The 17587-nt window shown below is 65.1% G+C and carries 17 protein-coding genes; 12 read left to right on the top strand and 5 right to left on the bottom strand.

What is annotated here, in order from left to right:
- The first annotated feature begins 105 nt into the window (after window positions 1-105).
- The 6 genes from AXW83_RS17850 to denD (AXW83_RS17825) all read left to right on the top strand — a co-directional run bounded on the left by AXW83_RS17850 (window position 106) and on the right by denD (AXW83_RS17825) (window position 5283).
- Entirely contained in the window at window positions 106-945 is an 840-nt protein-coding gene (locus AXW83_RS17850) for an isocitrate lyase/PEP mutase family protein (protein ID WP_066615603.1), read from the top strand.
- Entirely contained in the window at window positions 942-1268 is a 327-nt protein-coding gene (locus AXW83_RS17845) for a hypothetical protein (RefSeq protein WP_066615598.1), read from the top strand. Before AXW83_RS17850 ends, AXW83_RS17845 begins: the two co-directional genes overlap by 4 nt.
- 24 nt (window positions 1269-1292) lie before the next feature.
- Entirely contained in the window at window positions 1293-2429 is a 1137-nt protein-coding gene (locus tag AXW83_RS26660) for a GNAT family N-acetyltransferase (RefSeq protein ID WP_082767215.1), read from the top strand.
- 15 nt (window positions 2430-2444) lie between these two features.
- The gene (locus AXW83_RS17835; protein ID WP_066615597.1) at window positions 2445-3191 is read left to right on the top strand and encodes an SDR family oxidoreductase; all 747 of its coding nucleotides are present in this window, start codon (window positions 2445-2447) and stop codon (window positions 3189-3191) included.
- A gap of 93 nt (window positions 3192-3284) precedes the next feature.
- Window positions 3285-4271 (top strand): D-erythronate dehydrogenase, encoded by a 987-nt coding sequence (gene denD / locus AXW83_RS17830; protein ID WP_066615595.1) that lies wholly within the window; start codon window positions 3285-3287, stop codon window positions 4269-4271.
- A gap of 28 nt (window positions 4272-4299) precedes the next feature.
- A complete protein-coding gene (gene denD, locus AXW83_RS17825; protein ID WP_066615593.1) occupies window positions 4300-5283 on the top strand; it encodes a D-erythronate dehydrogenase in 984 nt (327 codons plus the stop codon).
- Window positions 5284-5301: 18 nt separating this feature from the next.
- Here denD (AXW83_RS17825) and AXW83_RS17820 read toward each other — a convergent pair whose 3' ends face one another.
- Complete coding sequence (locus AXW83_RS17820) at window positions 5302-6204, bottom strand: tellurite resistance TerB family protein (protein ID WP_066615590.1); 903 nt, start codon at window positions 6202-6204, stop codon at window positions 5302-5304.
- A gap of 230 nt (window positions 6205-6434) precedes the next feature.
- Between AXW83_RS17820 and AXW83_RS17815 the strand changes: the two genes are divergently transcribed.
- On the top strand, window positions 6435-7763 hold the full coding sequence (locus AXW83_RS17815; protein WP_066615588.1) for a dicarboxylate/amino acid:cation symporter: 1329 nt from the start codon (window positions 6435-6437) through the stop codon (window positions 7761-7763).
- A gap of 52 nt (window positions 7764-7815) precedes the next feature.
- On the opposite strand, the gene AXW83_RS17810 is transcribed toward AXW83_RS17815, so the two are convergent.
- The 3 genes from AXW83_RS17810 to AXW83_RS17800 form a co-directional block, all read right to left on the bottom strand.
- Complete coding sequence (locus AXW83_RS17810) at window positions 7816-8667, bottom strand: AprI/Inh family metalloprotease inhibitor (RefSeq protein ID WP_066615586.1); 852 nt, start codon at window positions 8665-8667, stop codon at window positions 7816-7818.
- Window positions 8664-9635 (bottom strand): 2-hydroxyacid dehydrogenase, encoded by a 972-nt coding sequence (locus AXW83_RS17805; protein WP_066615585.1) that lies wholly within the window; start codon window positions 9633-9635, stop codon window positions 8664-8666. Before AXW83_RS17805 ends, AXW83_RS17810 begins: the two co-directional genes overlap by 4 nt.
- Before the next feature lie 185 nt (window positions 9636-9820).
- Window positions 9821-10582: a FadR/GntR family transcriptional regulator gene (locus tag AXW83_RS17800; RefSeq protein WP_066615584.1), complete on the bottom strand. Its 762-nt coding sequence runs from the start codon at window positions 10580-10582 to the stop codon at window positions 9821-9823.
- A gap of 253 nt (window positions 10583-10835) precedes the next feature.
- On the opposite strand from AXW83_RS17800, the gene AXW83_RS17795 reads away from it, so the two are divergent.
- The 5 genes from AXW83_RS17795 (at window position 10836) to AXW83_RS17775 (ending at window position 16405) form a co-directional block, all read left to right on the top strand.
- Window positions 10836-11891, top strand: a complete 1056-nt coding sequence (locus AXW83_RS17795) for an ABC transporter ATP-binding protein (protein WP_066615583.1) — start codon at window positions 10836-10838, stop codon at window positions 11889-11891.
- 169 nt (window positions 11892-12060) lie between these two features.
- Complete coding sequence (locus AXW83_RS17790; protein WP_066615582.1) at window positions 12061-13359, top strand: ABC transporter substrate-binding protein; 1299 nt, start codon at window positions 12061-12063, stop codon at window positions 13357-13359.
- Window positions 13360-13474: 115 nt separating this feature from the next.
- On the top strand, window positions 13475-14437 hold the full coding sequence (locus AXW83_RS17785) for a carbohydrate ABC transporter permease (protein ID WP_066615580.1): 963 nt from the start codon (window positions 13475-13477) through the stop codon (window positions 14435-14437).
- On the top strand, window positions 14430-15341 hold the full coding sequence (locus AXW83_RS17780; protein ID WP_066615578.1) for a carbohydrate ABC transporter permease: 912 nt from the start codon (window positions 14430-14432) through the stop codon (window positions 15339-15341). The genes AXW83_RS17785 and AXW83_RS17780 overlap by 8 nt, the downstream gene beginning before the upstream one ends.
- 170 nt (window positions 15342-15511) lie before the next feature.
- The gene (locus AXW83_RS17775; protein ID WP_156640159.1) at window positions 15512-16405 is read left to right on the top strand and encodes an NAD(P)-dependent oxidoreductase; all 894 of its coding nucleotides are present in this window, start codon (window positions 15512-15514) and stop codon (window positions 16403-16405) included.
- A 140-nt stretch (window positions 16406-16545) separates the two neighbouring features.
- On the opposite strand, the gene AXW83_RS17770 is transcribed toward AXW83_RS17775, so the two are convergent.
- Window positions 16546-17574 carry a LacI family DNA-binding transcriptional regulator gene (locus AXW83_RS17770; protein WP_236841705.1) on the bottom strand — a complete coding sequence of 343 codons (1029 nt, stop codon included), beginning with the start codon at window positions 17572-17574 and terminating at the stop codon, window positions 16546-16548.
- Between the last annotated feature and the right edge of the window lie 13 nt (window positions 17575-17587).

Below are 17587 nucleotides of genomic sequence, written 5' to 3'. Positions count from 1 at the left end.
GCGCATTGGCGCCGATCCCGCTGCGCGCGCCTTCGGGGCTGACAAAGCGGCAGGAGGCGGACAGTATGGCGCCGCCCTTAACCGCTTCATTCGAAACGATTTAAGATGACGTATTCCCCTCAGGTGGAAGCCTTCCGCAAGTTGCATGAGACGGGTTGCTTCGTCATGCCGAACCCGTGGGATATCGGCTCGGCGCGCTGGCTGCGGGGGCAGGGTTTTCAGGCTCTGGCCTCGACCAGCGCGGGCTTTGCCTTCACGCAAGGCCGCGCTGACCAGGACGTGCCGCGCGACATGATGCTGGCCCATCTCGCGGAGTTGGTGAAGGCAGTGCCGGATTTGCCCGTCAACGCGGATTTCGAGAACGGCTATGCCGATACGCCCGACGGTGTCGGCGCCAATGTAAAGCTCTGCATCGCGACCGGCGTCGCCGGACTTTCCATCGAGGATGCGACGGGGCGCGCGGAAGATCCGCTCTACCCGTTCGAGCTTGCGGTCGAGCGCATCAGGGCAGCGCGCAAGGCGATCGACGAGACCGGGTCGGGCGTGATGCTGACGGCGCGGGCGGAGTGTTTCCTGACGAACCATCCCGACGCATTGAATGAGTCGGCACGGCGGATTGCAGCCTATGCCGAGGCGGGCGCCGATGTGCTTTATGCACCTGGCCCCAAGACGCCCGAGCAGATCGCCACCATCGTGACGGCGGCTGGCGGCAAGCCTGTGAACCAGCTCGTTTACGGCGATCTCGGCCTGAGCGTGGCTGACATTGCTGGGCTCGGCGCCCGTCGCATCTCGATCGGCGCAGCGCTCGCGCGCGCCGCTTGGGCGGCCTTCATCGAGGCGACGCGGCTGATCAAGGATGAGGGCAGCTTCAAGGGCTTTGCCGGCAACGGCGGCTCGGCGCCGCTGAACCCGTTCTTCACCGACGACCTCAAGGCACGCTCGTGAGCGGGACGCTGCTGATCGCACCGGCCTGGCTCGGCCTGAGCGGGCTCTGGACGCTCGACGCCAAGGGTAGGCGCAAGGCCGTCGATGCCGAGGATATCGGGCTCTCGGAGACGCTTGCCGACCGGCTGGAAGCCTGGATGGACGCCTTCGACGCGATCTATGAAGAGGACAACGAGGCCCGCTCCCGCTTTCCCGATGCGGTCGAGCAACTGGCATGGGAAGCGGAAGGCGCCGCGCTGGCCCATGCGATCGCGGACGAACTGGGCCCGGACTGGACGGTCACGACCGACCTGGCCGGCTGGCGGGAGATGACCAAGCCGTGAGAACAAAGCCATGAGAATCTGGCCATGACGACGTTGCTCGACTGGAAGGCCCCGCCGTTTCCGCCGGCCAAGGTGCTGGAGGGGCGCTATTGCCGGCTGGAGCCGGTCGACCCGGCGCGCCATCTCGACGATATCTGGGCGGTGAACCAGGGCCATGACGAGATCTGGGAATGGATGCCGGCCGAGCCGCCGCAGTCCAAGGAGGCCTATCGCGATCTGCTGGAGATTATGGCGGCCAAGGCCGGCATCGTGCCTTTCGCGATCCTCGACAAGGCCGACGGCAAGGCCAAGGGCCATCTCTGGCTGATGGAGATCAGGCCCGAGCAGGGCGTGTTCGAGGTCGGTTACATCACCTATTCGCCCGTCTTGCAGAAGACGCGCGTCGCCACCGAGGCGATCTATCTGTGCGGCGAATACGGTTTCTCACTCGGCTATCGGCGCTTCGAGTGGAAGTGCAACAACCTCAACGAACCCTCCAAGCGCGCGGCTCTGCGCTTCGGCTTCCAGTATGAGGGGCTGTTTCGCCAGCACATGGTGGTCAAGGGCAAAAACCGCGACACCGCCTGGTTCTCGATCCTCGACAGCGAATGGCCGGTGCGGGCGCAGGGCTTCCAGCGCTGGCTCGCGCCCGATAATTTCGATGCGCAGGGACGTCAGAAGCGCGCGCTCGGCGCCTTCAACCATCCTCTCGCCATGGCGGGCGCTGTGCCGCTGCGGCGCGCCTCGATGGCGGATATCCCGGAGATCCTGTCGCTGAAGAACGCGGCCTATACGCCCAATGAGAGCATCATCGGCGTGCCGTCGCTGCCGCGCATCGCCGATTATGCGCAGGTCGTCGCCGAGCATGAGGTCTGGCTGGCGGAGAGCGACGGGCGGCTCGATGCAGCGCTGGTCCTGGATATCGAGCCCGAGAGCTTCACAGTCTGGAGCATCGCGGTGGCGCCGGAATCGGCCGGCCGCAGGCTCGGCAGCGCCGTCATGGCCTTCGCCGAGACGCGCGCGGCCGAACTGGGCTATGACGCCGTCCTTCTCTACACCAGCGCGAAGCTGACCCAGCGCATCGGCTGGTACGAGCGGCTCGGCTACACGATCACCCATCATCAGGAGTTGGCCGACCGGCGGCTGGCTCACATGCGCAAAACACTCGAAAAAACCGGCTGAACAGGGACGAGCACCATGGCAGGACGTTTGAAGGGCAAGGTTGCGGTCGTCACCGCAGCAGGACAGGGCATCGGCCGGGCGATCGCGGAAGCCTTCGTCGCCGAAGGCGCGACGGTCTATGCGACCGACAAGGACGTGGCGCTTCTCGAGGGCATCCCGAAGGCCAAGAAGCGCAAGCTCGACGTGCTTTCAAACAAGGCGGTCGACAGCTTCGCGGAGAAGATCGGCGCCATCGACATCCTCGTCAACGCGGCGGGCTTCGTCCATCACGGTACGGTGCTGGAATGCGACGACAAGGCCTGGGATTTCTCCTTCGACCTCAACGTCAAGTCGATGCACCGCACGATCAAGGCCTTCCTTCCGGCCATGCTCGCCAAGGGCGGCGGCTCGATCGTCAATATCGCATCGGGCGCTGGCTCGGTGCGCGGCATCCCCAACCGTTATGTCTACGGCGCCTCGAAGGCGGCCGTGATCGGGCTGACCAAGGCGGTCGCCGCCGATTTCATCAAGAAGGGCGTGCGCGCCAACGCGATCTGCCCGGGCACGATCCAGTCGCCCTCGCTCGACCAGCGCATCAAGGATCTCGCGACCCTGTCCAAGACCTCGAATGAGGCCGCCCGTCAGGCCTTCATCGACCGCCAGCCCATGGGCCGGCTCGGCACCGCGGAAGAGATCGCCTGGCTCGCGGTCTATCTGGCCTCCGACGAGTCGAGCTACACGACGGGTCAGATCCATCTCGCCGATGGCGGTTTTGCGCTTTGAGTCCAGGAAGGCGAAGCGCGGGTACGCCGCGCTTCGCCTGATACGACCGCGCGCATAAGCGCGGCGCTGCAAACAAGCCCGGAGGAGCATCGCATGGAAGTCCTGGTCACAGGCGCCGCGGGCATGGTCGGCAGCAGGCTGGCCGCACGGCTCGCGCGAGAGGGGACGGTCGCCGGCAGTGTCATCTCGAAGCTTGTCCTCACCGATATCGTCGCGCCCGGGAAGCCGGCGGGTTTCTCCGGTGAGATCGAGAGCCGCGGGGAGGATTTTTCGGCCCCCGGCGTTGCCGAGACGCTCGTCGCTTCACGCCCCGACGTGATCTTCCACCTCGCAGCGATCATCTCCGGCGAGGCGGAGCGCGATTTCGACAAGGGCTATCGCGTCAATCTCGACGGGACCCGCAACCTGCTCGAGGCGATCCGCCACGAGGGCGGTGCCGACTATGCGCCCAAGCTTGTCTTCACGACGTCGAGCGGCGTGTTCGGCGCGCCGTTTCCGCCAGCGATCCATGACGAATTCCACGTCACGCCGCTGACCAGCTACGGCACGCAGAAGGCCATCGGCGAACTGCTCCTGGCCGATTATTCGCGCCGCGGGATCATCGACGGCGTCGGTATCCGCTTCCCGTCGATCGTGGTGCGGCCAGGCAAGCCAAATGCTTCGGCAGGCGGGTTCTTCTCGGGTATCATTCGCGAGCCGTTGCAAGGCCTGGAGGCGACGTTGCCGGTTTCCGACGACACCATCTTCACCCATGCCAGCCCGCGCGCCGCGGTCGGCTTCCTGATCCATGCCGCGGGATTGACGCGCGAGGCTCTGGGGCCGCGCGTCAATCTGTCCATGCCCGGCGTCTGCGTCACGGTCGGCGAGCAGATCGAAGCGTTGCGTCGGGTCGCGGGCGAGAGTGCGGTGAAGCTGATCCGCCGCGCGCCCGACAAGGCGGTGAGCGACATCGTCGCCGGCTGGCCGACGCGCTTCGACGCGCAGCGTGCGCTTGCGCTCGGCTTCCGCGCCGAATGCGACTTCGACGAGATCATCCGTGTCCATATCGAAGACGATCTCGGCGGCCGCCTTCCGAACTGAACAGCAAAAAAGCGACAGAGGAAACCCGATGCATATTCTCGTTCTCGGCGGCGCCGGCATGGTCGGCCGCAAATTCATCGAGCGTCTCGCCCATAGCGGCGAACTCGGCGGCAAGACGATCGACAAGGTCACGGCGCAGGACGTCGTCGCGGCGCATGCCCCGGCGGCCTGCCCCTTCACCTTCGACGCCGTCGTCTCGGACGTCTCGATCGAAGGCCAGGCCGAGGCGCTCGTCGCCTCGCGGCCCGATCTCATCGTCCATCTCGCCGCCATCGTCTCGGGCGAGGCAGAGGCCAATTTCGATCTGGGCTACCGGATCAATCTCGACGGTACGCGCTATCTCTTCGACGCGATCCGCAAGATCGGCGACGGCTACAAGCCGCGCGTCATCTTCACCTCGTCGATCGCGGTGTTCGGTGCGCCCTTCCACGAGAAGATCGAAGACGAGTTCTTCACCACGCCGTTGACGAGCTACGGCACCCAGAAGGCGATCGGTGAGCTGCTGCTATCCGACTATACCCGCCGGGGCTTCTTCGACGGCGTCGGCATCCGCCTGCCGACGATCTGCGTCAGGCCGGGCACGCCCAACAAGGCGGCTTCGGGCTTCTTCTCCAACATCATCCGCGAGCCGCTGAACGGCATCGACGCCGTGCTTCCGGTCTCCGACCAGGTGCGCCATTGGCACGCCTCGCCGCGTTCGGCCGTCGGCTTCCTCGTCCATGCCGCGACGATGGATACGAGCGCCATCGGCCCGCGCCGGGCGCTGACCATGCCGGGCTATTCCTGCACGGTCGCAGAGCAGATCGAGGCTTTGCGCAAGGTCGCAGGCGAAGGGGTGGTGGCGCGCATCAAGCGCGTGCCCGATCCGGTGATCGACGGGATCGTGGCCGGCTGGGCGCGCAATTTCGAGGCGAAGCGCGCGCCGTCCCTCGGCTTCAAGGCGGAATCGAGCTTCGAGGAGATCATACGCGTCCATATCGACGACGAGCTCGGCGGTAATTTCGTCCGCTGAGCCGTCTTCGGGGCGCGATCAGACCTTCGCCGCGCTCGCCGCCGCATCGATGTTGGCGGCGAGTTCGGTGTCGAGGCCGAGCGACGCCGACAGGCCGGCGAGGAAATCCTTCTCGGCCGGGGTGTCGGGATTGATGGCGATGCGCGCCGCCGTATAGATCTGCGCGGCGATCTCGGGTGTGGTCGCAGCTTCGACGAGCGTATCGACAGAGGCGGGCCTCGTCATCTCGCGGCCGAGCCATTCATTGGCTTCAGGATCGAACCCGGCTTCGCGCAGGCCGCCGAAGATGGCGCTGCGCTCCTCGTCGTCGATCGCGCCGTCGATGGCTGCGGCAGCGATCATGGCGCGTATGAAGATCAGGGCCGTCGCCTCGCTCGTCGCCTCCGGCTCGAAGCCGGTCCCGGCGGGCGCGGGCAAGAAATCCTGCTGCTGTATCTCAAGCAGCGGCTTGCCGGCCTGATGGTTCTGATAGGCCTTGTAGGCAAGCCCGCCGATCAGTGCGAGCCCGCCCATCTTCGCCGCCGAACCGACGATCGAGCGTCCCGACGAGGTTCCGAAAACCAGCGCACCCAGACCGCCAAGGACCGCGGTGGCCATAGCAGGGTTCTTGTCGAACATGCCGCGTGCCTGCGCCAGGACATCCTGCACGTCCCTGCCGCCGGTGACTTGCCCGAAGGCATCGCCGGCCTTCTGCTGCACGCCCGTCTGGCGCGCGGCATCGCCGACACCCTGCCCGGCCTGCCCGAGGATCTGGCCAGCCATGCCCGCCAATCCGCCGATTCCGCCAGATTTCTGGATCTGTTCCGCCAAGCCGCCGAGGACGCCGCCCATACCGCCTGCCTGGCCTGGACGCGCTCCCGCCTGACCCGCTTGGCTGCCGGCGCTGATCAGAGCATCGAGAAGTGATTTGGCGTTGAACATGGACGGATTTCCTTCCAGGCAGCTCCGGCGGCAGCCTGCACGTAAGTGCGCCCTCGCACAATCGTCAGGCTCACGGCAAATGCCTTGATGAGCGGCAATCCATTAGTTCCTCTTAAGCCTCAGACCGGAGGTGGAGCTGATCCTACCGGCATGGTTGCGTCTTGCCGCCCCGGTAAAATCGGCGTAGCGGCAGTTTATGCGCCGGCACAGGCGCGATCGGGAGAACGATCATGACGACGGCAACCGCAGACGCGCTCCGTGGACACCAAGGACCGTGGTGGACCCATCTTTATGTCCAGGTTCTGACTGCGATCGCCATCGGCATTCTGCTCGGCCATTTCTATCCGCAGACCGGCGAGGCGATGAAGCCGCTCGGCGACGCCTTCATCAAGGCGATCAAGATGCTGATCGCGCCGATCATCTTCCTGACCGTCGTCCATGGCGTCGCCTCGATGGACGACATGAAGAAGGTCGGTCGCGTCGGCTTCAAGGCGCTGCTTTATTTCGAGATCGTGACGACCCTGGCCTTGATCGTCGGCCTGCTCGTCGTCAACCTGTGGAAGCCGGGCGTCGGCATGAATGTCGATGTCAGCACGATCAATACGTCCGGCATCGCGGCCTTCACCGCCAAGGCGCATGACCAGAGTACCATCGCCTTCCTGATGGCCATCATCCCCGACACCGTGGTCGGCGCCTTCGCCAATGGCGAGATCCTTCAAGTGCTGTTCTTCGCACTGCTCTTCGCCTTCGGCCTGCAGATGATCGGCGAGCGCGGCAAGCCGGTGCTGCATTTCGTCGACGACATTGCGCAGGTCTTCTTCAAGATCGTCGGCATCGTCATGAAGGCGGCGCCGATCGGCGCCTTCGGAGCGATGGCCTTCACCATCGGCAAGTTCGGCGTCGGCACACTGTTCTCGCTCGCCTCGTTCATGGCGGCGTTCTACACCACCTGCCTGCTCTTCATCTTCCTCGTGCTCGGCACGATCGCGCGGCTGCACGGCTTCTCGATCCTGAAATTCATCGCCTATATCAAGGAAGAGCTCTTGATCGTGCTCGGTACCTCGTCGTCCGAGAGCGTGCTGCCGCGGATGATCGCCAAGATGAGCCACCTCGGCTGCAAGGAAAGCGTCGTCGGTCTCGTCATCCCGACCGGGTACTCCTTCAATCTGGACGGGACCTGCATCTATCTGACGATGGCGGCGATCTTCCTGGCTCAGGCGACAAATACCGACCTGACGCTGGCGCAGGAACTCGGCATCATCGCGGTGCTGCTCCTGACCTCGAAGGGCGCCGCTGGCGTCACCGGCTCGGGCTTCATCGTACTGGCGGCGACGCTGGCCTCGGTCGGGACCATTCCCGTCGCGTCGATCGCGCTGATCCTCGGCATCGACCGCTTCATGTCCGAGGCGCGGGCGCTGACCAATCTGATCGGCAACGGCGTCGCGACCATCGTCGTTTCCAAATGGGAAAATTCCCTCGACGAGAAGCGGATGCAGGCGATCCTGGCCAAGGAGACCGGCTTCGACGTAGAAGGCGAGCCTGCGAAGGTGACCGTCTGAGCGCAGCACCGGTTCTGGTTCCGCCGCGAGGCCTCGTGTCGATTTTCGGTGGTCAGTTGGCCAGCTTGCGCAGCATCAGGGTCGAGCCGATGGCGGGATCCTTGCGCCATTGGCCGTTCTCGAAGACGAGTTCGACGCTGTGGCCCTTGCGGGCCAACAGCGTCAGCCGGCCGGCTTCGTAGCGCCACGCCACAGGATCGAAGATCAGCAGGCCGGTATCCTGGCAGCCGCTCTCGATCGCTGCCGGTGCACGCCCGACCGGCCCCGCGTTCAAGGCAATGCGGCAGGCCTCGCGGTTCTGCTGGCGCATCACGGCATAGCGGCCCGGCAGGCTGTCCATGGCCGGTGCGCGCGACGGATCGACCGTCGTCGGACGCTGGGCGGCCGTCGCGGCAACCTCCGCTGCGCTCGGGCGCGGGCGGCGGGCGGCACGGGGATAGCTTTTCGGATCGAGCAGATACTGGTTGCCGTCGGTCCCCTTGCCCTGAAGGGCCGCATCGGTGCCCTTCTCCTCGAAGGTGATCAGGGCCTTGCCCTGTGCGTCATTGAGGATCGGCAGTCCTTTGGGGGTCGCGGTCCAGGTCATCGCCGTTTCGAGGACGGGCAAGGCGCGCCGACAGGTCGCGGGAAAGCGCAGCTGCCGGCCATGGGGCGCGTCCTCGACACCGAGCACGATCGTGCATTTGCGTGAAGCGCCGGCCTGCTCCAGATCCCAGGCGCCCAGCAGCGGCCGGATGATCTCGGGCGCCTTTTCCGCGCCGCGTGGCAGGGGTTGAGTCTGGGCCCTGGCGGCCGCATGCGCGAACAGGGTTCCCGCCATCGCGAGCGCAACAAGACATCCCAGCCGCAGGCCTGCCACGCGGGGTTGCCTCGCCGCGTTCGCGATGACGAACAGCGTGATCATCCTTTGGTCCAGGGCGTCTCGGGCACGGGGGTCAGCGGACCCTTGCCGTCGAACCACGAGAACAGATTGTCGACCAGAAGCTGGCCCATCTGTTCGCGCGTATGGACCGAGGCTGAGCCGACATGGGGCAGCAGCACGGCGTGCTCGATCGCGATCAACTCGGCCGGGACGCGCGGCTCGTCCTCGAAGACGTCGAGGCCGGCCGAGAGAATGGTCTTGTTCTGCAGCGCCTCAATCAGCGCCTTCTCGTCGATGACGGTGCCGCGGCCGACATTGACGACGATGCCGTTGGGGCCGAGCGCCTTCAGGACCTCGGCATTGATCATATGATGGGTCGCAGCGCCGCCCGGAGCGACCGAGACCAACGTATCGACGTCCGTCGCCATCTCGACCAGCGAGGGATAATAGCGATAGGGAACGTCGGCCTGGCGCGAGCGGCCGTGATAGGCGATCGGCACGCCGAAAGCCTCCAGGCGATGCGCCACCGCCTTGCCGATGCGACCCAGCCCGACGATACCGATGGAGCGCTTGCGCAGCGAGGTGGTGAGCGGGTAGGCGCCCTTCAGCCACTTGCCCTCGCGCAGATAGCGGTCAACCTGGGGCAATTGCCGGATGGTCGAGAGCAGCAGGCCGATGGTCAGGTCAGCGACCTCGTCGGAGAGCACGTCAGGCGTGTTGGAGACGACGATGCCGCGCTTGCCGGCCTCCGCCGCATCGACATTGTCGTAGCCGACGCCGAAATTGGCGACCATCTCGAGCTTGGGCAGCGCATCGAACAGGGCGCTGTCGATCCTGATGTGGCCGCCGCCGGCGACGCCGCGCACGCGGTCGGCGACCTCGCGCAGCAGGGCGGCGCGGTCCTCCGCCTTCCAGAGTTCATGCACGGTGAACCGGGCCTTCAACTGATCCGCCGCATAAGGCATCAGAGGGCCGGTCATGATGATCTCGGTGGCGTTGGGCCGGGTCATAGCGTGCGCTTCCATAGGCTGGGGGAACGATGAGAGGCGAGGTGTGGTCGGTCAGCTTGATTCCGCGAATCTGAATCGATTAAATGACGCTGAGCACCGCGTTGGTGCAACAGGCCGATACCACATCACTACACGCCTCGCCTCGCAGGAAAAGCTCCGAGGCGCGCATATGTAGTATGACTTAATCATGCGATTTTATGCGTTTGCGACGTCGTGAGCGGGCCGAGAGAGGCCAGCGTCGTGTTCAGGCTGTCGATCACCAGCGTCGTCATGCGGGCGGCGGCAAGGTCGCCGTCGCGCCTGATGATGGCATCGAGCACGCGCTCGTGATCGGTGAGGGACGCGACGAAATAATCCTTGTCGTCGGCCGATTTCAGCAGCAGCGACCACTGGATGGTGGCGGCGACGACACTCGCCAGGCAGTGCAACGTCGAATTCTGGGCCGCGGCGAAGACGGCCTCATGGAAGGCGAGGTCCGCCCGGATGGTAACCTCGGCATAGGGCGGGTTGTCGATCATGCCGCGATAGGCCGTCTCGATCCGGGCGAGATCGGCGGGGGTGCGCCGCAGCGCTGCGAGTCTGGCAGCACTGGGCTCGACGAAACGGCGCAACTCGAAGAGATCGCGAATGAATTTCTCGTTCGGGTCGGCCTCGAAATGCCATGAAAGCACGTCGGGGTCGAGCAGGTTCCAGCCGTCGCGCGGGGCGACGCGGGTCCCACTCTTGGGCCGCGCCTCGACCAGCCCCTTGGCGGTCAGCACCTTGACCGCCTCGCGATAGGCGGTGCGGGAGACCGAGATCTCGGCGCGCAGGTCGTCCTCGTTGGGCAGCAGTTCGCCGGCCCTGACCGTGCCGGAGATGATCGCGACTGCGAGCTTCTGGGCGACCTGCCCGAACAGGCGATCGGTGTTCAGGGTCGTCGGCCGCGAGAAATCGCGCACCCGCATCGCCAGCGCTCCTCCTCGGCCACGCTTGTCAAAAACCCGGGAAAACCGGGCCGTCAGCGGCCGTTCCGGCGCTTGACACGCCCGTTGATATCGTATGACTTTATCGCAGATACGATCGGACGCAACAGGTGCATCCTGTTTGCGCCCGTTTGCATCAATCGGTCACAAGAAGCCGATACGACGCGCGACGTGGAGCTCCCCAAAGGGCGCGACCCCGTCCTCGAGGAAACAGAAGACCAAAGGAAGGCTCACAATGGCCTCGGTTCAGATTGCGGATGTGCGGAAGGCCTATGGCTCGACGCAGGTCATCCATGGCGTCGACATCGACATCAACGACGGTGAGTTCGTCATTCTCGTCGGCCCGTCCGGCTGCGGGAAATCGACGCTGCTGCGGATGATCGCAGGGCTGGAGAACATCTCCGGTGGCGAGATCCGCATCGGGCCGCGCGTGGTCAACGACGTGCCGCCGAAAGAGCGCGATATCGCGATGGTGTTCCAGAACTATGCGCTCTATCCGCATATGACGGTGGCCGACAACATGGCCTTCTCGATGAAGCTCAGGAAGGCGCCCAAGGCCGAGATCGACGAGCGCGTCGGCAAGGCGGCGGGCATTCTGGGCCTCGACAAGCTGCTCGACCGGTTTCCGCGCCAGCTCTCGGGCGGTCAGCGCCAGCGCGTCGCGATGGGCCGCGCGATCGTGCGCGATCCGCAGGTGTTCCTGTTCGACGAGCCGCTCTCCAACCTCGACGCCAAGCTGCGCGTGCAGATGCGCACCGAGATCAAGGAGCTGCACCAGCGCCTGAAGACCACGACGGTCTATGTCACGCACGACCAGATCGAGGCCATGACCATGGCCGACAAGATCGTCGTGATGCATGACGGCATCGTCGAGCAGATGGGCGCGCCGCTCGATCTCTACGACCGGCCCAACAACCTGTTCGTGGCGGCCTTCATCGGCTCGCCCTCGATGAACCTGCTCAAGGGCACGATCACGGCCGGCGGCTTCGAGACCGAAGGCGGCGTGGTCTGGCCGATCGGCAGGCATCCGGCGGATTCGAACGGCAAGGCGGCCGTGTTCGGCATCCGTCCCGAGCACATCCAGCTCGACCCCAACGGCCTGAAGGCGGAGGTCGTGGTGATAGAGCCGATGGGCTCGGAAACCCAGGTGATCGTACGCTGCGGCGGCCAGAGCCTGACCTGCGTCTTCCGTGAGCGTATCACCGCCAAGCCCGGCGAGACGATCACGATCACGCCCGATACCGATGTGACCCATCTCTTCGATGCGGCCACCGGAAAACGGATCGACTGAGGCGGGCTTTCCCCGCCTCGTCCCACGGCACTTTCACGACCAGGAGAGACGATACGAAACGACGCCCGCCCTTTCGGACGATAAGGGCAGGCACATGGAAAAACCGGACAGTCCGGTTGAAGGCGGCCGACAAAAGAGCCGCCGAAACCACATCCCAGGGAGGATACAGATGGACTTGAATCGCAGATCGCTGATCAAGGGCGGTGCGGCGCTGGGCGTCGGCGCAACCAGCCTGCTCGACTACGCCAAGGCCTGGGCCCAGGCTTCGCCGTTCAAGCCCGAGCCCAACGCCAAGATCAACCTGATGCGCTGGAAGCGCTTCGTCGAAGCGGAAGACGTCGAGTTCATGAAGCTCGTCGCCGCCTTCGAGGCCGCCACGGGCGCCAAGATCACCGTCACCAACGAATCCTATGACGACCTGCAGCCGAAGGCTTCGGTGGTCGCCAACACCGGACAGGGTCTCGACCTGGTCTGGGGTCTCTACTCGTTGCCGCATCTGTTCCCGCAGAAGTGCCTCGATCTGTCGGACGTCGCCAAGCATCTCGGCGAGAAGCATGGCGGCTGGTTCCCGTCGGCCGAGGCCTACGGCAAGCTCGGACCCAAATGGATCGGTGTGCCGATCGCGGCCAGCGGTGGCCTCGTCAACTATCGCATCGGTGCGATGCAGAAAGCCGGCTTCAAGGAGTTCCCGAAGGATACGGCGGGCTTCCTCGAACTGTGCAAGGCGCTCAAGGCCAACAACACCCCCGCCGGCATGGCCTTCGGCCACGCCTCGGGCGACGCCAACACCTGGATGCACTGGCTGCTCTGGAGCCATGGCGGAAACCTCGTCGACAAGAGCGACAAGGTCGTCATCAACTCGCCGGAAACCGCCAAGGCGCTCGAATACGGCAAGGCCCTGTTCGACACCTTCATTCCCGGCACAGCCGCCTGGAACGATTCGTCGAACAACAAGGCCTTCCTGGCCGGGGAACTGCACTGCACCGTCAACGGCATCTCGGTCTACGTCACGGCCAAGCGCGAAAAGCCCGAGATCGCCGCCGACATGGACCACGCCTATATGCCGATCGGTCCGGTCGGGAAGCCGACCGAGCTGCATCTGCCGTTCACGATGCTGGCCTTCCAGTTCACCAAGGTGCCGAACGCCTGCAAGGCCTTCATCGCCTTCATGCTGGACGCCCCGCAGTACAATCCCTGGATCGGTGCGGCGGGGGGCTATCTCTCGCACTTCCTCGGGGAATACGACAAGAACCCGGTGTGGACGGCCGATCCCAAGACGACGCCCTATCGCGACGTTGCCAAGCGCACGCTGACTCCGGCGGGTCTGGGAACGCTGGGAGAGAAGGCGGCGTCGGCGATCGCCGACTTCATCGTCGTCGATATGTTCGCGAACTACGTGACTGGTCGCGAGGACGTAAAGGGCGCAATGGCAGGCGCCGAACGCCAGGCAAAGCGCATCTATCGCTGAGCTTCAGGAAAGACGAGGGCGGCCCGACAAGAGGGCCGCCCTCGTACCCTCAACGATCCGACATCACAATCCGGCTGCCCGCCGGATCGATCTCACGCCTGACACCGGACCCGCGATGGCCAATTCCGCAATCGAGATGCCGGCACGCCTAACGCAGCCTCGCAGCGAGCGCTCGGCCTGGCAGAAGCTCAGCACCAGCCGCAACTGGCTCGGCTTCTGGTACATGGTGCCGGCTGCAGGAATCCTGATCCTGTTCCTCGGCTATCCGCTGTTCCTGGGCGTCTGGCTTTCCTTCACCGACACCAAGATCGGCCGGGACGGCGTTTTCATCGGCCTGGAGAACTACGAGTGGCTGTCCGACGACAGCGTCTTCTGGATGTCGGTGTTCAACACGCTGCTCTATACGATCGTCGCCAGCGCCGCGAAATTCGTGATCGGGCTCTATCTCGCCCTGCTGCTCAACAAGCATCTGCCGTTCAAAGCGATGATCCGCGCCATGGTGCTGATCCCCTTCATCGTGCCGACGGTGTTGTCGGCGATCGCGTTCTGGTGGATCTACGATTCGCAGTTCTCGATCGTGTCCTGGTCGCTGCGCCAGCTCGGCTGGATTACCGGCAACATCAACTTCCTCGGCGATCCCTGGAATGCACGCTGGTCGACGATCTTCGCCAATGTCTGGCGCGGCGTGCCCTTCATCGCGATCACGCTGCTCGCCGGCCTGCAGACCGTTTCGCCCTCGCTCTACGAAGCCGCGACCTTGGACGGTGCGACGCCCTGGCAGCGTTTCCGCCATATCACCTACCCGCTGCTGACGCCGATCATCGCCGTGGTGATGACCTTCTCGGTGCTCTTCACCTTCACGGATTTCCAGCTGATCTGGGCGCTGACACGCGGCGGCCCGGTCAATGCGACGCATCTGATGGCGACCTTGTCCTATCAGCGCGCGATCATCGCGGGGCAGCTCGGCGAGGGCGCCGCGATCTCGACGGCGATGATCCCGTTCCTTCTCGCAGCGATCGGCATCGCCTGGTACGGCCTCCAGACACGCAAATGGCAGCAGGGTGGCAGCAATGACTAGCATCGATGCAGGCCAGGGCAGCTCGGACCGTGTTGCCACGCAGGACCACAGCGAGGGCATGGCCTATCTCGAGACGCTGCCGCGTCGCGTGGTCACGACCTATATCCCGCTGCTGCTGATCCTGATCGTGCTGCTGTTTCCGTTCTACTGGATGGCGCTGACGGCGATCAAACCCGACCATCAGCTCATCGAGATGGACAAGGTCAGCCCGTTCTGGACGTGGGAACCGACCTTCAAGCACATCCAGAAGCTGCTGTTCGAGAGCGACTATCCGCGCTGGCTGTGGAACACGATGTTTATCGCGACCTGCGCCACGTTCATCTCGCTGGTGGCGAGCGTGCTGGCGGCCTATGCGATCGTGCGCCTGCGCTACAAGGGCGCCCAGACGGTCGGGGCGCTGATCTTCCTGGCCTATCTCGTGCCGCCCTCGATCCTGTTCATCCCGCTCGCGACGGTGATCTACAAGGTCGGCCTGTTCGACTCGCCGTTCGCCCTGATCCTGGTCTATCCGACGATCCTGATCCCGTTCTCGACCTGGCTGCTGATGGGGTACTTCAAGACGATCCCATACGAGCTGGAGGAATGCGCCCTGATCGACGGGGCGACGCGCGGGCAGATCCTGATCAAGATCATCCTGCCGCTGGCGGTGCCCGGTCTGATCTCGGCCTTCATCTTCTCCTTCACCCTGTGCTGGAACGAGTTCATCTACGCGCTGACCTTCCTGTCCTCGACCCAGAACAAGACGGTGCCGGTCGCGATCGTGAACGAGTTCGTCGATGGCGACATCTATCGCTGGGGCTCGCTGATGGCGGGTGCGCTCGCCGGATCGCTGCCGCTGGTCATCCTCTATGCCTTCTTCGTCGAGCACTATGTGTCGGCGATGACGGGTGCGGTGAAGGAGTGACCGTTCGCTTGGCTCGCGGCTTATTCCACCTCCGACGTCATCCCGGACAAGCGGCGAAGCCGCGCCGATCCGGGATCCATTCCTGACCCGTTCCGGAATGGATCCCGGCTCAGCGCTTCGCTCCGGCCGGGATGACGGCGGAGGTTAGAAAACTCAACGAGATGCCGACCATGCCAAAGACCATCGCCTTCGTCGGGCTCGGCGCCATGGGCGCGCCGATGGCCGAGAACCTGGTGAAGCGGCAGTTCCGCGTCACCGGCTTCGATATGCGCGAAGCCGCGCGCGATGCGCTGGTCGCGGCGGGCGGTCATGCCGCCGGCAGCGCGGCGAATGCTGCGAGCGGAGCGCAGGCGCTGGTGCTGATGGTGGTGAATGCCGCGCAGGCACGCTCGGTGTTGTTCGAGGCTGGAGCTCTCGCGGCTCTGGCGCCCGGTGCCGTCGTGATGCTGATGGCGACCTGCCCGCCCGGCGAAGTCGAGGCGATCGCCGCCGAGGTGGTAAAGTCGGGTCGGCATTTCGTCGATTCGCCTGTCTCCGGCGGGGTCGCCGGGGCGCGCGGCGCGACGCTGACGATCATGGTCGGTGCGCCCTCCGACAGTTTCGCGCTGGCCAGGCCAATCCTCGACGCGCTCGGCGACAAGGTCTTCCATGTCGGCGAGAAGCCGGGGCAGGGCGCGACGGTCAAGACCGTGAATCAGCTGCTCTGCGGCGTGCATGTCGCGGTCGCGGCCGAGGCGCTGTCGCTGGCCGAGAAGGCCGGTATCGACGGGCGCGTGCTGTTCGAGATCATGGGCGGCTCGGCCGCCTCTTCCTGGATGCTCAGGGATCGCGGGCCGCGGATGCATGAGCCCGACCCGACTGTGGCGAGCGCGGTCGACATCTTCGTCAAGGATCTGAGCATCGTGCTCGATGCCGGGCGCGCGGCCCGGACGGCGCTGCCGCTGGCGGCGGCCGCGCACCAGATGTTCCTGGCGGCATCGGGGCTCGGCCATGGGGCGCGCGACGACTCGCAGGTGGTGCGGGCCTATCGCGCGCTCAATGCCAAGCCCGCGAATGATGCGTGAAACCCCGGCTCATGAAACGTGCCGGGGGGAAGGCCCAGCTGCCGTCATTGCGAGCGCAGCGAAGCAATCCAAAGCCGCGTGCTCTACCCTCCCTGGATTGCTTCGCTACGCTCGCAATGACGGCGGAGGGAGTGCGAATCTCATCGTATGCTCGGCGGCGCGGTCGTGCCGCGCACGACGAGTTCAGGTGTCAACAGGAGCCGCCGCGTCGGGGATTCCGGCTCGGCGATCCGCGCGATCAGGAACTCCGCCGATTTGCGGCCCATCTCCTCCTGAAAATTCTTGATCGTGGTCAGGGCAGGATACCATTGCGCGGCTTCCTGAACGTCGTCGCAGCCGACGATCGAGAAATCGGCGCCCGCCTCGCGGCCGCGATGGCGCAGACCGAGCATGGCACCGAAGGCGGTGAGGTCGTTGAAGCAAACGGCGGCCGTCGGCGGATCCTGTGCATCGAGCACCGTCTGGATGCCCTTGAGCCCGTTCTCGCGGGTGCCGTAGGCCGAATAGACGATCGCCGGATCGAGCGGCAGGCCGTGCTGCCCGAGTGTCTCGCAATAGCCGCGATAGCGATTGCGGCTGGTCGAGATGGCCTGGCTCTCGCCGAGGAAGGCGATGCGGCGATGGCCGAGCCCGATGAGATGTTCCATCGCCAGGATCGTGCCGTGCCGGTCGTCGGAGCCGACGAAATCGAGGTCGAGGCCCGGGATTTCGCGCGAGAGCTGGACGAGAGGCACGCCCGCCGAGATCAGATGAGCAAAGGTCCCGGCCACGCTGCCGCCGGCGGCGCAGATGATCATGCCGTCGGGCCGGTATTCCTTCAGCGTCGACAGCACCCGGTCCTGGCGCTCCAGATTCTCGGCATAGGTGCCGAGCAGGATCGAGCGTCCATGGACGGCCGACGTCTCCTCGATCGCCGCCAGCAATTCGGCGAAATAGGGGTTGGTGATATCGTGGAAGCCGACGCCGAGGATGTTGGTGCGGTCGGTCCGGAGGGAGGCTGCGCTGCGATTGTAGCTGTAGCCCATCTCGCGCGCGATCTGCTGCACTTTGATGCGCGTCGATTCTGCTACCAGCGGCGAGCCGCGCAGCGCCAGCGAAACGGTCGCGGTCGAGACGATGAGATGATCTGCTATGATCTGCAGCGTGACGCGCCCACGTCCGGTCCGCACTATTGGCCGCAGC

It is taken from the genome of Bosea sp. PAMC 26642 (assembly GCF_001562255.1).
Classification (GTDB): domain Bacteria; phylum Pseudomonadota; class Alphaproteobacteria; order Rhizobiales; family Beijerinckiaceae; genus Allobosea.
Note: the sequence above shows the minus strand (reverse complement) of the source record. Positions and strands in the feature narration are given on the sequence as shown.